The 14,077-nt window shown below is 26.6% G+C and carries 11 protein-coding genes and 1 riboswitch; of the genes, 10 read left to right on the top strand and 1 reads right to left on the bottom strand.

Annotation, left to right across the window (positions count from 1 at the left end):
* The first annotated feature begins 147 nt into the window (after positions 1-147).
* Positions 148-1,791 (top strand): ABC-F type ribosomal protection protein CplR, encoded by a 1,644-nt coding sequence (gene cplR / locus A500_RS14720; RefSeq protein ID WP_016208361.1) that lies wholly within the window; start codon positions 148-150, stop codon positions 1,789-1,791.
* Positions 1,792-1,957: 166 nt separating this feature from the next.
* Positions 1,958-2,518, top strand: a complete 561-nt coding sequence (locus tag A500_RS14715; RefSeq protein ID WP_016208360.1) for a beta-class carbonic anhydrase — start codon at positions 1,958-1,960, stop codon at positions 2,516-2,518.
* A 121-nt stretch (positions 2,519-2,639) separates the two neighbouring features.
* Here the strand turns inward: A500_RS14715 and A500_RS14710 are convergent, their stop codons facing one another.
* On the bottom strand, positions 2,640-3,587 hold the full coding sequence (locus A500_RS14710; RefSeq protein ID WP_016208359.1) for an alpha/beta hydrolase: 948 nt from the start codon (positions 3,585-3,587) through the stop codon (positions 2,640-2,642).
* A gap of 300 nt (positions 3,588-3,887) precedes the next feature.
* Positions 3,888-4,046, top strand: a riboswitch (M-box (ykoK) riboswitch).
* 500 nt (positions 4,047-4,546) lie between these two features.
* Here A500_RS14710 and mgtA point away from each other — a divergent pair.
* From mgtA to A500_RS14670, 8 genes are all read left to right on the top strand, one after another.
* Positions 4,547-7,237, top strand: coding sequence for a magnesium-translocating P-type ATPase (gene mgtA, locus A500_RS14705; RefSeq protein ID WP_016208358.1), 2,691 nt, complete (start codon positions 4,547-4,549; stop codon positions 7,235-7,237).
* Between the two features lie 129 nt (positions 7,238-7,366).
* Positions 7,367-7,999 (top strand): HAD family hydrolase, encoded by a 633-nt coding sequence (locus tag A500_RS14700; RefSeq protein WP_040436947.1) that lies wholly within the window; start codon positions 7,367-7,369, stop codon positions 7,997-7,999.
* Positions 7,999-9,021 (top strand): ROK family protein, encoded by a 1,023-nt coding sequence (locus tag A500_RS14695; RefSeq protein ID WP_016208356.1) that lies wholly within the window; start codon positions 7,999-8,001, stop codon positions 9,019-9,021. Before A500_RS14700 ends, A500_RS14695 begins: the two co-directional genes overlap by 1 nt.
* A 339-nt stretch (positions 9,022-9,360) precedes the next feature.
* Positions 9,361-9,774: a peptide ABC transporter permease gene (locus A500_RS14690; protein ID WP_016208355.1), complete on the top strand. Its 414-nt coding sequence runs from the start codon at positions 9,361-9,363 to the stop codon at positions 9,772-9,774.
* A gap of 203 nt (positions 9,775-9,977) precedes the next feature.
* Positions 9,978-10,757 (top strand): response regulator transcription factor, encoded by a 780-nt coding sequence (locus tag A500_RS14685; protein ID WP_016208354.1) that lies wholly within the window; start codon positions 9,978-9,980, stop codon positions 10,755-10,757.
* Positions 10,648-11,673: a sensor histidine kinase gene (locus tag A500_RS14680; RefSeq protein WP_016208353.1), complete on the top strand. Its 1,026-nt coding sequence runs from the start codon at positions 10,648-10,650 to the stop codon at positions 11,671-11,673. The genes A500_RS14685 and A500_RS14680 overlap by 110 nt, the downstream gene beginning before the upstream one ends.
* A 96-nt stretch (positions 11,674-11,769) precedes the next feature.
* On the top strand, positions 11,770-12,522 hold the full coding sequence (locus tag A500_RS14675; protein WP_016208352.1) for an ABC transporter ATP-binding protein: 753 nt from the start codon (positions 11,770-11,772) through the stop codon (positions 12,520-12,522).
* Positions 12,522-14,077: FtsX-like permease family protein (locus A500_RS14670; protein ID WP_016208351.1), on the top strand; the 1,556-nt coding region annotated here is incomplete at its 3' end. The genes A500_RS14675 and A500_RS14670, both read left to right, overlap by 1 nt.

Genomic DNA, 14,077 nt, shown 5'->3' with positions numbered 1-14,077 from the left:
AATAAAGAAAAAACAATAAATTATAATAGAATACATTTAATATATAAATCAAATAATATTAATAAGGAATTGGTTTAAGAGGGAGAGTTGTGAATTATAATTTTTACAACATCCTTCTTTTATATTTTGGTTTATGGAGGCTTTAATATGCAATTAGCAAACGTTAATAATTTAAAGAAATATTATGGTGATAGATTATTATTAGATATAGATAAGTTTGAAATAATTAAAGGAGATAAAATAGGAATTGTAGGAGAAAATGCAACAGGGAAAACAACCTTAATAAAAATATTAATCGGTGAAGTAAAAGCAGATGAAGGCTCTTATTATCTTACGGATAGTTATTCTTATATTAGTCAAAGAGAAGAAGTATGTGAGATTGAAGGAAATGGAAAATTAAAAGGTATATTTAATGTTCCAGCTGAATATAATGATTATTTATCCGGAGGTGAAAAAATCAAGATGAGGATAGTTAAAGCACTTGAAGAAAATAAAAGTCTTATAATAGCAGATGAGCCAACTTCCAATTTAGATGTTGAAAGTGTTAAGCTTTTAAATAAAATGTTTAAGAAATACAAAGGAACATTACTTATTATTTCTCATGATAGGAATTTTTTGGATGATTTATGTAATAAAATTATCGAAATTGAAGGAGGAAAGCTGACTTTATATAATGGAAACTACAGTGAATATATAAATCAAAAAGAAGAAAATAGAAGAGTAAGCGAAAGAGAATATAATAAGTATATTCATGAAAAAGCTAGATTAGAAAAAGTAATATTAGAAAAAGAAGTACTTAGAGATAGAATTAAAAAAGCTCCTAAAGGAATGGGTCCATCAGAAGCTAAAACCATAAAAATGGGTGATCAAAGAGGAAAGAAGAATATAGATAATAATATAAAATCAATTAAGAACAGAATAGATCATTTAGAAGTTAAAGAAAAGCCAAAAGAAAGAAAAGAAATTATAATTAATATTGTGCCAAGTATGAAATTAAACTCTAAGTATCCAATTCAAATAAAAGCTTTTAAAATTTATGTGAAAGATAAATTATTAATAAATGATGTTAATTTAAAAATAAAAGAAGGAAGAAAAATTGCTTTAATAGGTGAAAATGGATGTGGAAAAACAACTTTATTAAAATATATAGTAAATAATAATAATGATAAAGTTAAGATTTCAAGCACTGTAAAAATAGGATATTTTGATCAATGTCAAAGTATTTTAGATGATGATAAAAGCATTTTAGAAAATATAAAGAAGGATTCATCTTATGATGAAACTTTTATAAGAATTAATTTAAGTGAATTTGGTTTTAAAGACAAAAGTGTATATAAGAAAGTAGGAGACTTAAGCGGAGGAGAGCGGGTAAAAATAGGATTATGTAAGGTGATTTTATCAGATAATAATATACTAATACTAGATGAACCAACGAATTACTTAGATATTAAATCTATAGAAGCATTAGAAAATGCTTTAAGAAACACTGATAAGACAATTGTATTGGTGTCTCATGATATAAGATTTATTTCAAATATATGTAATTATATAATTGAAATAAAAGATAAGGGTTTACATGAATTTGATGGAAATTATAGTTCTTATTTAGAACATAATAATAACGAGGAATTTGATAGTAATAAAAAGAAATGTGAGGATGAATTATTAGTTTTAAAAAATAAATTAACAGAAGTTATTTCACGTTTATCCCTAGAAGTAAACGAAGAGAAAAAGGAACAACTAGATTTGGAATATAAAGACTTGCTGAATGAAATAAAAAAGATAAAGTAATTTCACATAAAAAACTATATGAAAAACTATAGGTTTATTATAAAATGATTAAAAGATATATATGATCTTAATTTTAGTATTTTATTTTAAATAATATAGTAATATTTAGTAAGATATTAATTTTTAATTAATCATATAAATATAATGAACTTAGGAAGGAAATATAATGAGTAAACTTAATGATATATTAGAATTCAATAAAGGATTTGTTGAAAACAAAGATTATGAGCAATATATAGCTTCAAAAAATCCAAAGAAAAAAATACTTATTTTATCTTGTATGGACACTAGACTTACAGATTTATTACCCAAAGCATTAAATTTGAAAAATGGTGATGCAAAGATTGTTAAAAATGCTGGAGCGTCAATTATGCACCCTTTTGGAAGCGTAATCAGAAGTATAATCGTTGGAATATATGAGTTTAATATTGATGAAATATTTGTAATTGGGCATCATGGTTGTGGAATGTGCAATTTAAATACAGATAATTTATTACAAAAGGCTATTGATAGGGGGATTACAAAAGAAGTCTTAGAAACACTTCAAAATGGAGGTATAGATATAAAAAAATGGCTTCATGGCTTTGATTCAGTTGAAGAATCTATAAAAGATAGCGTTAATTTAATAAAAAAGCATCCATTAACACCACAAGGAATTTCAATTCATGGACTTGCAATAGATCCTGAAACGGGAAAACTAGACTTAATTGTTAACGGATATAATTAATATTTTGCGAAGCAAAATAGTGAAATAGGGGAAAGGGAAAAAGTGAAGGAGAAAATCCTTACAGGATTTTTGAATAAAAGTTGCTTTGCACCTATATATGCATTCACTTTTTCACTTTTCACTAATTTAAGTATTTATCTATAAAGTTTTCTATTGTAGACCAGTAAAGTTCAGGATTTACCTTAGATGCTTTAGCATGTCCGGCACCTTCTATGGTTAATTTTTCTTTTGGTGAGGTTGTAGCATCATAAAGTTCTTCCATCATTGAATAAGGAACAAAGTCATCCTTATCTCCATGAATAAATAATATTGGAGTCTTAGATTTTGCTACTTGTTTTAATGCAGATGCTTCTTTTAAGGTATAGCCAGCTTTAAGCTTTGTAACAGCTGATGAAGCATTCATTATTGGAAAGCTATGTAGTGAATAAAGTACATTTAATTGATGAGAAAATTGAGCCCAAACAGACGTATATCCACAGTCAGCTATAATAGCTTTTATGTTATATGGAAGATCTTCGCCAGAAGTCATTAAAACAGTGGATGCTCCCATTGATACACCATGAAGTATTATTTGTGCGTTTTCATCAATATTAAGAATTAAATTTATCCATTTAGTAATATCTAATCGATCATACCAACCCATTCCAATGTAACTACCCTCACTTTTACCATGACCTCTTAGATTTGGAATTAGTACATTATAACCAGTTTCATAAAAGTTTTTAGCATAACCACTCATATCTAATCCCTTACTTGTATATCCATGAACAGTTATAATCCATTTATTAGTAGGAATTTCATTTAGTATTTTATAAGCATGAAGCTTTAAATTATCAAAAGATTTTATATATTCATTAGAAAAATTAGATTTATTAAGTAGCCAATCTACATTTTTATTAAGAACTTCTCCACTTGTAGATTTTGCTTCTTCTGGGGTTCCAAAAATAGAATCTTTCGAAGTATTTGGATTAAGTGCTAAGTTATAAAAATAATTACCTATAAGTCCTAAGGCACCGATAGATAAAGCCCCTATTGCGCCAGTAGAAATTAATGCTGTTTTTTTATTCATAAATCCTCCTTTTTCAATTAATAATTCATAATTAACAATTAATACTAAGGAACATATACTTCAGATAAGTGCAGTAGATGTTCCTTAGTATTAAGGTCACCTAAACTGCGTTAAACTTCACTAAGTATTCAATGCCAGTTAAGCAAAACTTAATAAGAGTTATTGTAACATTTTTAAATATCTATTACAATAAAATCACATAGTAGATTATATGAATTAAATGTAAATTAAGTATGAATTATATAAAATGGATTGACATTTTTGAAATCATTGCATATGATAAAGAAGAAATGAAAAGTTAATATCTTTCGGTAGGTGAGGTTACCACAAGGATAAGGGTTGCTGCCGCAAAATAGTGGAGACACTATGAGAAGGTTAGCAGTCTATGTCGAAGCCAAGGCATAGACTAATGCAATTTCATCGCCTTGTGAAGCTGAAGCTTGAACGATGATAAAGCAGTTTTCTGTTTTATGTTTTTTGCGCAACCTTTTATTAGGATTGTGTTAAGATTGTAAGTTTATTTCCCTTACCATTAAGTTATTGTGGTAAGGGTTTTTTATTTTTCAAGTCCATTTTTATATTTATTATAGATATTTTGAATTTTAGGAGGTGAGAGGAATGGATGAAGAGAGTAGTAAGTGCATAGATCCACTAATAGAAAATATAAATTTAATTAATGTTGGGAACTATGATGTAGTGGCTTATACATTATTTATTCCTCTTAACTGAGATTCTAAATCTTTGATTTAGTTAATCGAAGTTACTCCTAGGAACGTATGTGAGTAGCGAGTTTCATTCTAACTGAGATTCTAAATCTTTGATTTAGTTAATCGAAGTTACTCCTAGGAACGTATGTGAGTAGCGAGTTTCATTCTAAATTTAATAATTAAAGGGATAATATTTCTTTTGGATCTATGTCTTACCTATAAAAAACTAAAAATTTTTAGGAGGATAGGACTATGAAAAAGAAAATATTTAAAAAAGTAAGTACAAATGAAATAAAAATAAATTCAGGAATTAATAGATTAATTTTATCTTCAAAGCAAGATGAATTAGGTATTTTAGAAAAGTATAATACAAGCTATAGTGGCTATGAAGAAATTAAAGTTGAATTGATGAGAGAAGAATATGGTAAAAATGAAATTACTCATCAAAAGGGAGATTCTTTAGTAAAAAGACTAATAGAGTCATTTATTAATCCATTTACTATTATTTTATTAATTTTAGCAATTATATCTTTTGTAACAGATATAATGATAGTTGATTCAAGCAAGAGAGATGCGACATCAGTTGTTATAGTTACTTCGATGGTTTTAGTAAGCGGTATTCTTCGCTTCATTCAAGAAACAAAGTCAAATAAAGCCGCTGAAAAACTCGGTGAGATGGTTAAAACAACTATAAGTGTAGAACGTAAAGGAGTAGGAATAAAGGAAATTCCTATTAGTGAAATAGTAGTTGGGGATATAATCCATATTGCTGCTGGAGATATGATTCCAGCAGATATTAGAATATTAAAAGCAAAAGATTTATTTATTAGTCAATCATCTTTAACAGGCGAAAGTGAGCCTGTTGAAAAAGTAGATACAGCCATTACTCATGATTGTAAAAATCCTATAGAGCTAAATAACTTGGCTTTTATGGGAACTAATGTTATTAGTGGCTCAGCAATAGCAATAGCAATTAATGTTGGTAATGATACAATATTTGGTTCAATGGCAAAGCAGTTGGTAGGAAAAAAGGTAACTACAAGCTTTGAAAAAGGAGTAAATTCAGTATCTTGGGTATTAATTAGATTTATGTTTGTGATGGTTCCTGTAGTATTATTTATGAATGGATTTACTAAAGGGGATTGGATGGAAGCATTTTTATTTGCACTTTCAGTAGCTGTAGGGCTTACCCCAGAAATGTTACCTATGATAGTATCAGCAAACCTTGCAAAAGGTGCAGTTTCTATGTCAAAGAAAAAGGTAATAGTAAAAGACTTAAATGCTATACAAAACTTTGGTGCAATGGATGTTCTTTGTACTGATAAGACAGGTACACTTACGCAAGATAAGGTGGTTTTAGAATATTCCCTTGATATTCAAGGAAATGAAGATAATAGAGTATTACGTCATGCTTTTCTAAACAGCTATCATCAAACAGGATTAAGGAATTTAATGGATATAGCTATAGTTAATCATGCAAATGAAAAAGATATGATTGAGTTATGGCATGATTATAAGAAAGTAGATGAAATACCATTTGATTTTAGCCGTCGTCGTATGAGTGTAGTAGTTGAAGATAAAGCAGGAAAAACTCAATTAATAACTAAAGGTGCTATTGAAGAAATGTTATCAGTTTGCTCTCATGTAGAATATAAGGGTAAAATTGAAACTATTACAGAAGAAATTAAAAAAGAAATTTTAGAGACTGTTTCTAGTTATAATAGTCAAGGAATGCGTATATTAGGAATTGCTCAGAAGAACAATCCATCAAGCGTAGGGGAGCTTTCAGTAAAAGATGAATCAGATATGGTATTAATAGGATATTTAGCATTTTTAGATCCACCAAAAGAAAGTACAGCTAATGCAATAAGAGCTCTTGAAGATTTTGGAGTTAATGTTAAAATTCTTACTGGAGATAATGATGCAGTAACATCCTCTGTTTGTAAGCAAGTTGGAATAAAGGTAAATAATTTATTACTTGGATCAGATATTGAAGAAATGGATGATGAATTATTAAGTGAAGTAGTAGAAGAAACAAATGTATTTGCTAAACTTTCTCCTAATCAAAAGACAAGAGTTGTTTCTGCTTTAAGAAAAAATGGACATACTGTTGGCTTTATGGGAGATGGAATAAATGATGCAGCAGCTATGACAGAATCTGATGTTGGAATTTCAGTTGATACAGCAGTTGATATAGCAAAAGAATCAGCGAATATAATTTTATTAGAAAAAGATTTAATGGTATTAGAAGATGGAGTAGTAGAAGGTAGAAAGATATATGCTAATATTATTAAATATATAAAGATGACAGCAAGTTCAAATTTTGGAAATATGTTTTCTGTATTAGTCGCAAGTATATTTTTGCCATTTTTACCTATGTTACCAATACAATTACTAATGTTAAATTTAATTTATGATATTTCTTGTATAGCTATTCCTTGGGATAATGTTGATGAAGATTATATAAAAGTACCTCGTAAATGGGATTCAAGCTCAATAAGTAAATTTATGTTTTGGATTGGCCCAACAAGCTCAGTTTTTGATATTGCAACTTATGCTTTGATGTATTTCTTTATTTGTCCTTTTGTATTTGGTGGACAATATCATATATTAAATGAAGCGCAACAATTAGGATTTATGGGATTATTTCATGCTGGATGGTTTGTTGAATCATTATGGTCTCAAACACTTGTGATTCATATGATTAGAACACCAGGAATTCCATTTGTTAAAAGTAGAGCATCATGGCAACTCACAACACTAACAACATTAGGTATTGCAGTAGGAACTATAATTCCTTATACATTCTTTGGCAAAGCATTGGATATGGTTTCTATGCCAGCAATTTATTTTCCTTTTTTAATTGTAATAATAATACTGTATATGATATTAGTAACGCTATTAAAAAAAATTTTTATAAAGAGATATGGCGAACTATTATAGAATCAGATAAACCAAGTCAAATAACTATGACTTGGTTTATTTTTTTAGCTATTGAAAAATCTATTTATTTATGTTAATATACTTTTGAAAGAAACTTTCAAAAGTATATTAAAAGGTATAGGTAAATATATGAGAAACTATAAATGTATAATTTTCGATTTAGATGGGACAATCCTAAATACTGAAAGAATGAATATGATTCCGCTTCAAAGACTTATAAAAGAAGAACTACATAAAGACATTCCTTATAAGGATTTACTTAAATATAAAGCATATGCAGGAAAGAAGACAATAGAGGAATTAGGATTTAAGGATATAGACAAGTCTTACAATAAGTGGGTAGAGTATGTGAATGAGTTTGAAGAAGGCGCTGTACTATATGAAGGATTTGATGAAGTAATAAAAACTTTGAGTGAAAAAGGAATCATATGTGCTATAGCAAGTTCTAAAATGAAAAATCAATATAAAATAGATTTTGAACCTACTGGATTAAAAAAATATATCAAATGTGAAGTTTTAGCAGAGGATACAGAAAGGCATAAACCATATCCTGACCCATTATTAAAAGTGAGTGAAATATTAGATATAAATCCAAGTGACTGTATATATATTGGAGATACAATATTTGATTTTAAAGCAACCAAAGCAGCAGGGATGGATTTTGGAATAGCTATGTGGGGTGCTGATGATTTAGAAGGAATAGAAGCTGAGTTTAATTTTAAGAATCCAAGAGATATTTTAAAGGAGTTAAAGCTTTTATAATGAAAAAAATTGCAGGAAAACCAACAGAACTTAAAAAAGTGAATACTTCATTAATAATAAATTCTATAAAGATCAGAGAAAATGCTACTAGAGGAGAAATCGCTAATGATACAGGTTTAAGTCATACAACTGTAAGATCTATTTTAAATGAGTTGATGGAAATAAATGAAATAGTATCTGTTGGATTTGATGAATCTAGTGGTGGTAGAAGGGCAGAAAGATATAGGATAAATCCAAACAAAAGATATCTAATGGCGCTTTCAATAGAAGAAGATAAGTTAGGTTATATAATTGTAAATACCTTAGGGGAAATTTTAGAAGAGAACAGTAGGAAGATAAAAAGCTTAGAAGATATAGAACTAGTTGGAAATGTAGTAGAAGAAGCATATAGAAATTATAATAATATAGAAGGTATTGGAATTAGTGTGCCTGGAGTAGTTACTAATGATGGTTATGTATCTGGAATTAAGATGGAGGATTGGAAAGAAATAAAAATAAGAAAATATCTTAAAGAAAGATTTGATGTTTCTATATTATTAGAAAATGATATAAATTCTACTTCTATAGCTTTTTATAATGATTACATAGAAAAAAATCAGTATAATGAAATAAGTCTTGTATATATAAGTTTTACTTCATTAGGAGTAGGTGCTGGAATAGTAATCAACGGAAATATTCTAAAAGGCAATAATGGATATGCAGGAGAAATTGGATTTATTCCTGTAGGAGATACATTTCTAAATGCTAAAATGATGAGTGATTTAGATGATGAAGAGTATATTAAAGTAATTATAAACACTATAAAAACAATATCAGCAATAATTAATCCTAGTGTAGTTATTTTAGGTGGAAGTAATTTTAAATATAGTATAAAAGATAAAATAATAGAAAGATACAATAAGGAATTTAGTATAAAAACAGAGATACTAGTACAAGAAAAAAATTATAATTATTCATTAGAGGGAATAAAAGAAAAGGCACTAAACTTAATAAATAAAGAGGTTAAGTTAATTAAAAATTAATAGGGATTTAATTAGTATAAAGGGCGTTATAGCATTTGCTAGCGTAACCTAAGTACTTTTAAATAAACTAAAAGCTACGACTATATTAATACTAGTCATAGCTTTTTTATTTTCAAGAAAATTAATATATGGATTGTTTAATATAATACAAATCTTACGAAATTGTAATACAAATAAATAAAAATTAATTGTATAATGAATTTAATTTTACAATTAGTAAGAAGTAAGCTATATGAATTATACTAATAACAGTAATTGGTGTAGTTAAAACTTATTTATTATTTTCACAATTTAGTATGTTTATTATAACAATAACTTCATCAGTATAATTTACATCTATTGGAGGTGTATACTCCTTTTGGCTTAGCAAAGAATCAGAAGTTAATAGTAGTTTCCCTCAAGCATTTTTATGACTTCAATGAAAATAGCTTATATGTCAATAATAAAACAATATATTTAGAAGAAATTTTAAACAAAAGTAATTATAAAAAGCTTCAAGGAAATATAAAATCATTAAAATGTAATGATAGTGAGATAAATATAATAAATGAAGATACCTATAATAAATTAGCTAATTCATTCGGCGAAGAGAGAGTTTTATTAATGAAAGCATATTTACTAGAATCAATTAAATTGGGTTATAGAATATTTATATTTTTAGCAATATTTATTGGAATAATTTTCTTTGTAACAACAGCAAGTTTCTTATGCAATAAATGTTATATGGATATAGAAGATGATAAAGTAAGTTAAATAAAATAGGTTTAACTTTTAAAGAAATAAAAAAATACCAACTATTGAAATTGGAGTGCTATTTTCACTTTCATATATAGTTGCAGCAATACATGTTTTATTTGCATTATTATCACTTAATAATGCCTTTGAATTGTGTACTGTGAACTGAGTATATCTGTATAATTATACAATTTATTAAAAATAATTGAGAGGTAATAATTATGAGAGAAATATTATTAATTGAAGATGATTTAGATTTATCAAAACAACTTTTACTATCTTTGAATAAATGGGGGTTTAGTGTAGAGATAATAGATGATTTTAGTAATATAATTGAAGAGTTTACTGAAAAGAATCCAAGTTTAATAATAATGGATGTTAATTTACCATATTATGATGGATTTTATTGGTGCGAAAAAATTAGGGCAATATCTAAGGTGCCAATAATTTTCTTATCTTCTAGAGATTCAAATATGGATTTAATTATGGGAATAAATAATGGTGGTGATGATTATATAACAAAGCCTTTTTCTATAGAAGTTTTAATAACTAAGATAAATGCATTACTAAGGAGAAGCTATGATTATACTTTTTCGGACTCTGTTATTTATTATGATGACACGGTTTTAGATGTGGAAAAATGTACATTTAAATATGAGGATAATATTATTGATTTAACAAAAAATGAAATGAAAATATTATCAATACTTATTAAAAATAAAGGCAAAGTAGTATCAAGAGATAAAATTATGATGAGCTTATGGAACGATGATGAGTTTGTAAGTGATAACACATTAACTGTAAATGTAACTAGGTTAAGAGGAAGACTTAAGGATGAATTAGGATTGAATGATTTTATAAAAACTAAGAAAGGCATAGGTATATGGTTTAATGAGCTTAATAAGATTTATAAAAGAAAAGAATATAAATATTATATTTTCAATAGCCTTATTAATAGTAATAAACATATATTTAATTTCAATAAATTCATTCAATGGTAGAGCAAGTGATTTAATCTACCTAGATTTTATTATAATTGCTATATATTTAATATGGATATATACTACTTATTTTAATTGGAAAAAGAAATACTACGATTTATATAAATCTATTTTAGATAAAAATGATATTTCTATAGAAGATATTAAAGAAAGCTCTTTAGAAGAGGAAATAATTTATAAAGTTATAGATAATAAAGATAAAAAGTATGATTTTAAAACTAAAGAATATGACGAAAAATTAAGTGATATGGAAGAATATATTTCTAAATGGGTTCATGAAATAAAATTGCCAATAACAGCACTAAATATAATTTCGGAAGATATAGAGGATTATACTGTAGCAAGCAGTGTAAAAAATGAAACAGAAAAAATAAATTTTTTAGTTAATTCAATTATTTATGGAAGTAGAGCTACGGTAGCTTCAGAGGATATATTTATTAAGGAAGAAAATTTAGGTAATATAGTTAAGAAATCTATAAAAAATAATTCATTTTTCTTAATAAAAAATAAGATAGAAGTTGTTACAAGTAATTTAAATTATAATATTTATAGTGATGGAAAATGGATTATTTATGTTATAGATCAATTAATCAATAATGCTATTAAATACTCAAAAGAAAAAGGAAAGATAGAGTTTTATGCAGAGGATAATAGAGAATATATAAAACTATGCATTAAGGATAATGGCATTGGCATAGAAAAAGAAGATATAGAAAGGATATTTAATAAAGGTTTTACAGGGAGTAATGGTAGAAATAAAGTATATAAATCTACTGGCATGGGACTTTATTTTACTAAGAAGGTATTAAACAAATTAGAACATGAAATTTCTGTGGAATCAATTAAGGGTGAATATACTTTATTTAATATATACTTTTATAAAATCTCCGATTATTTAAAGGTTACTAAAATGTAACATTAGAATAAAAAAGGTAAGGTTAAGTGAAGGAATCCAAATTAAAAAACTATTAAAATAAAATTAAAGTTAAAGTTAATTTTGGAGGAATTAGTTATGAAAGAAATTTTAAAGTTAAAAGATGTATCTAAGGAGTATGGAGTTAGAGGGTTTAGAACAAGGGTTTTAAATAATATAAATTTTACTGTAAATGAAGGTGATTTTATTTCTATAATGGGGCCATCAGGAGCAGGAAAAACTACTTTGCTTAATTTAATTTCAAGCTTAGATAAACCAACAAAAGGTGAAATAATTCTTGATGGAAAAGATATAACAAAGATTAAGAATAAGGATTTATCTAATTTAAGAAGAGATAAAATAGGTTTTATATTTCAGGATTATAATTTGTTAGATAATATGAATTTAATGGATAACATAGCATTACCATTAGCATTAGGAAAAAAGAAAACTAAAGATATAGAAAACAAAGTAATTAATATTGCAGAGATATTCGGTCTTAAGGAGCATTTAAAGAAGTATCCTTATGAACTATCTGGAGGTCAAAAGCAGAGAGGGGCAGCAGCTAGAGCTTTAATAACTGATCCAAAAGTAATTTTTGCAGATGAACCTACTGGAGCTTTAGATTCAAGATCATCATCAGATTTGCTAGAATCATTAAGTAGAGCAAATAAAGAAGAAAAGGCTACTATTGTTATGGTTACTCATGATGCTATTACTGCAAGTTATTCTAATAAAGTTTATATATTAAGTGATGGAGAAATAAAATGCCAATTAAATAAAGGAGAAAGTAGAAAAGAGTTTTATGGTAAGATAATCGATATGTTAGCATCTTTAGGAGGTGCTAAATAATGAGCGTATTCAATATAGCTTATAATAATTTCAAAAATAATATTAAAGTTTATACTATGTTCTTTATTTCAATGATATTTTCTGTAGTTGTTTTAAGTAATTTCTTAATTATGATGAATGGGGATGCGATGAAGGTTCTTGGTGATATGAATGAAGAATATAGTAAGCTTATTTTGCAAGTTATAACTGTCATTTTAGTTATATTTATGTTTTTCTTTATTTGGTATGCATCTAATATCTTTTTAAGAAATAGAAAAAAAGAAATTGGTATTTATGCATTTATGGGACTTGATTCATCAGTAATAGGGAAAATATATTTTATTGAAATGATGTTGATTGGAGTAAGTGCATCATTAATTGGAACAATTATTGGGGTTGTTTTATCAAAGTTTTTTCAAATAATAGTTTTTAAAATTGCAGATTTTAATATAGATGTGACATTCAATGTAAGTATAAATTCTATAATTTATACTGTATCAATTTTTATGTGTATCTTTTTATTTATGAGTATAAAAGGATTTATAAGCATAGTTAGAAGTAAAATTGTAGATCTTTTGAATGCAAGTAAAAAGCAAGAAAAGATGCCTAAAGTTAATTTTCTTATATATATAGTTGCAATAATATCATTAGTTTTAATTGGTTATGGGTATTATTTAGTAAATAAAGAAGCAACTGATGCGCTTAAGACTTTAATATTAGTGTGCATTGGTACTTATGGATTGTTTGGAGCTGTTTTTCAAGTAGTATTTAATTTGTTAATTAATAAGAAATCTATATTATACAAAGGAGCAAATATTATAATTATAAATAATTTAGCGTATAGATTTAAGAAAAACTATACTGTTTATGCTACTATAGCTATATTAACAGCAACAACTACTACAGTTCTTGGAACAGCCTTTTCAATGAAGAAAACATATGAAAATAGTCAGAGAAATATTACTTTATATTCTTTAGCAATTTCATCTATAGAAGAGTTTAATTCAGAAGAAGTAGCTAAAAAATTAAAAGAAGTTGGTAAAGAAAAGTATTCTTTAGAAACTAAAGTGTTAAAGGTTAAAAGCACATTGAAGGATGTTCCTCAATATGAAAATGATGAATATATAGTACTTTCTTATGATAACTTATCTAATATATTAAAAGAAAATGGTGATGAAAAAGATTTAGTTAAGTTTAATGAAGAAATGGTACAAGGTAATAATGCTATATATATTGAAAGACCGGGTACACTTATGAGTTTGCTATCAAATATCAAAGACGTTACATTAAATGATGTTAAGTTTAATATAAGTGAAAGTACTAGAATCAGGATTTTTGGTGAAGCATTAAATTATGTTACGATAATTGTAAATAATGATGAATATGAAAAACTTAGAGAAACAGCCACTGAAATAAACTTCTATGGAATCAAAATAGAAAATGAAGAAAATATAATTAATGTAATAGAGGAAATAGGGAAAAATCTTAATTTGGAAACTACTCAGGGATTTTATGGACAATATGAATTAAAAACAATAGAATGGGTGAAATTTGTTTATGCAATTGGAGGATTCTT

The sequence above is a fragment of the Clostridium sartagoforme AAU1 genome, from assembly GCF_000401215.1.
Taxonomy (GTDB): domain Bacteria; phylum Bacillota; class Clostridia; order Clostridiales; family Clostridiaceae; genus Clostridium; species Clostridium sartagoforme.
Note: the sequence above shows the minus strand (reverse complement) of the source record. Positions and strands in the feature narration are given on the sequence as shown.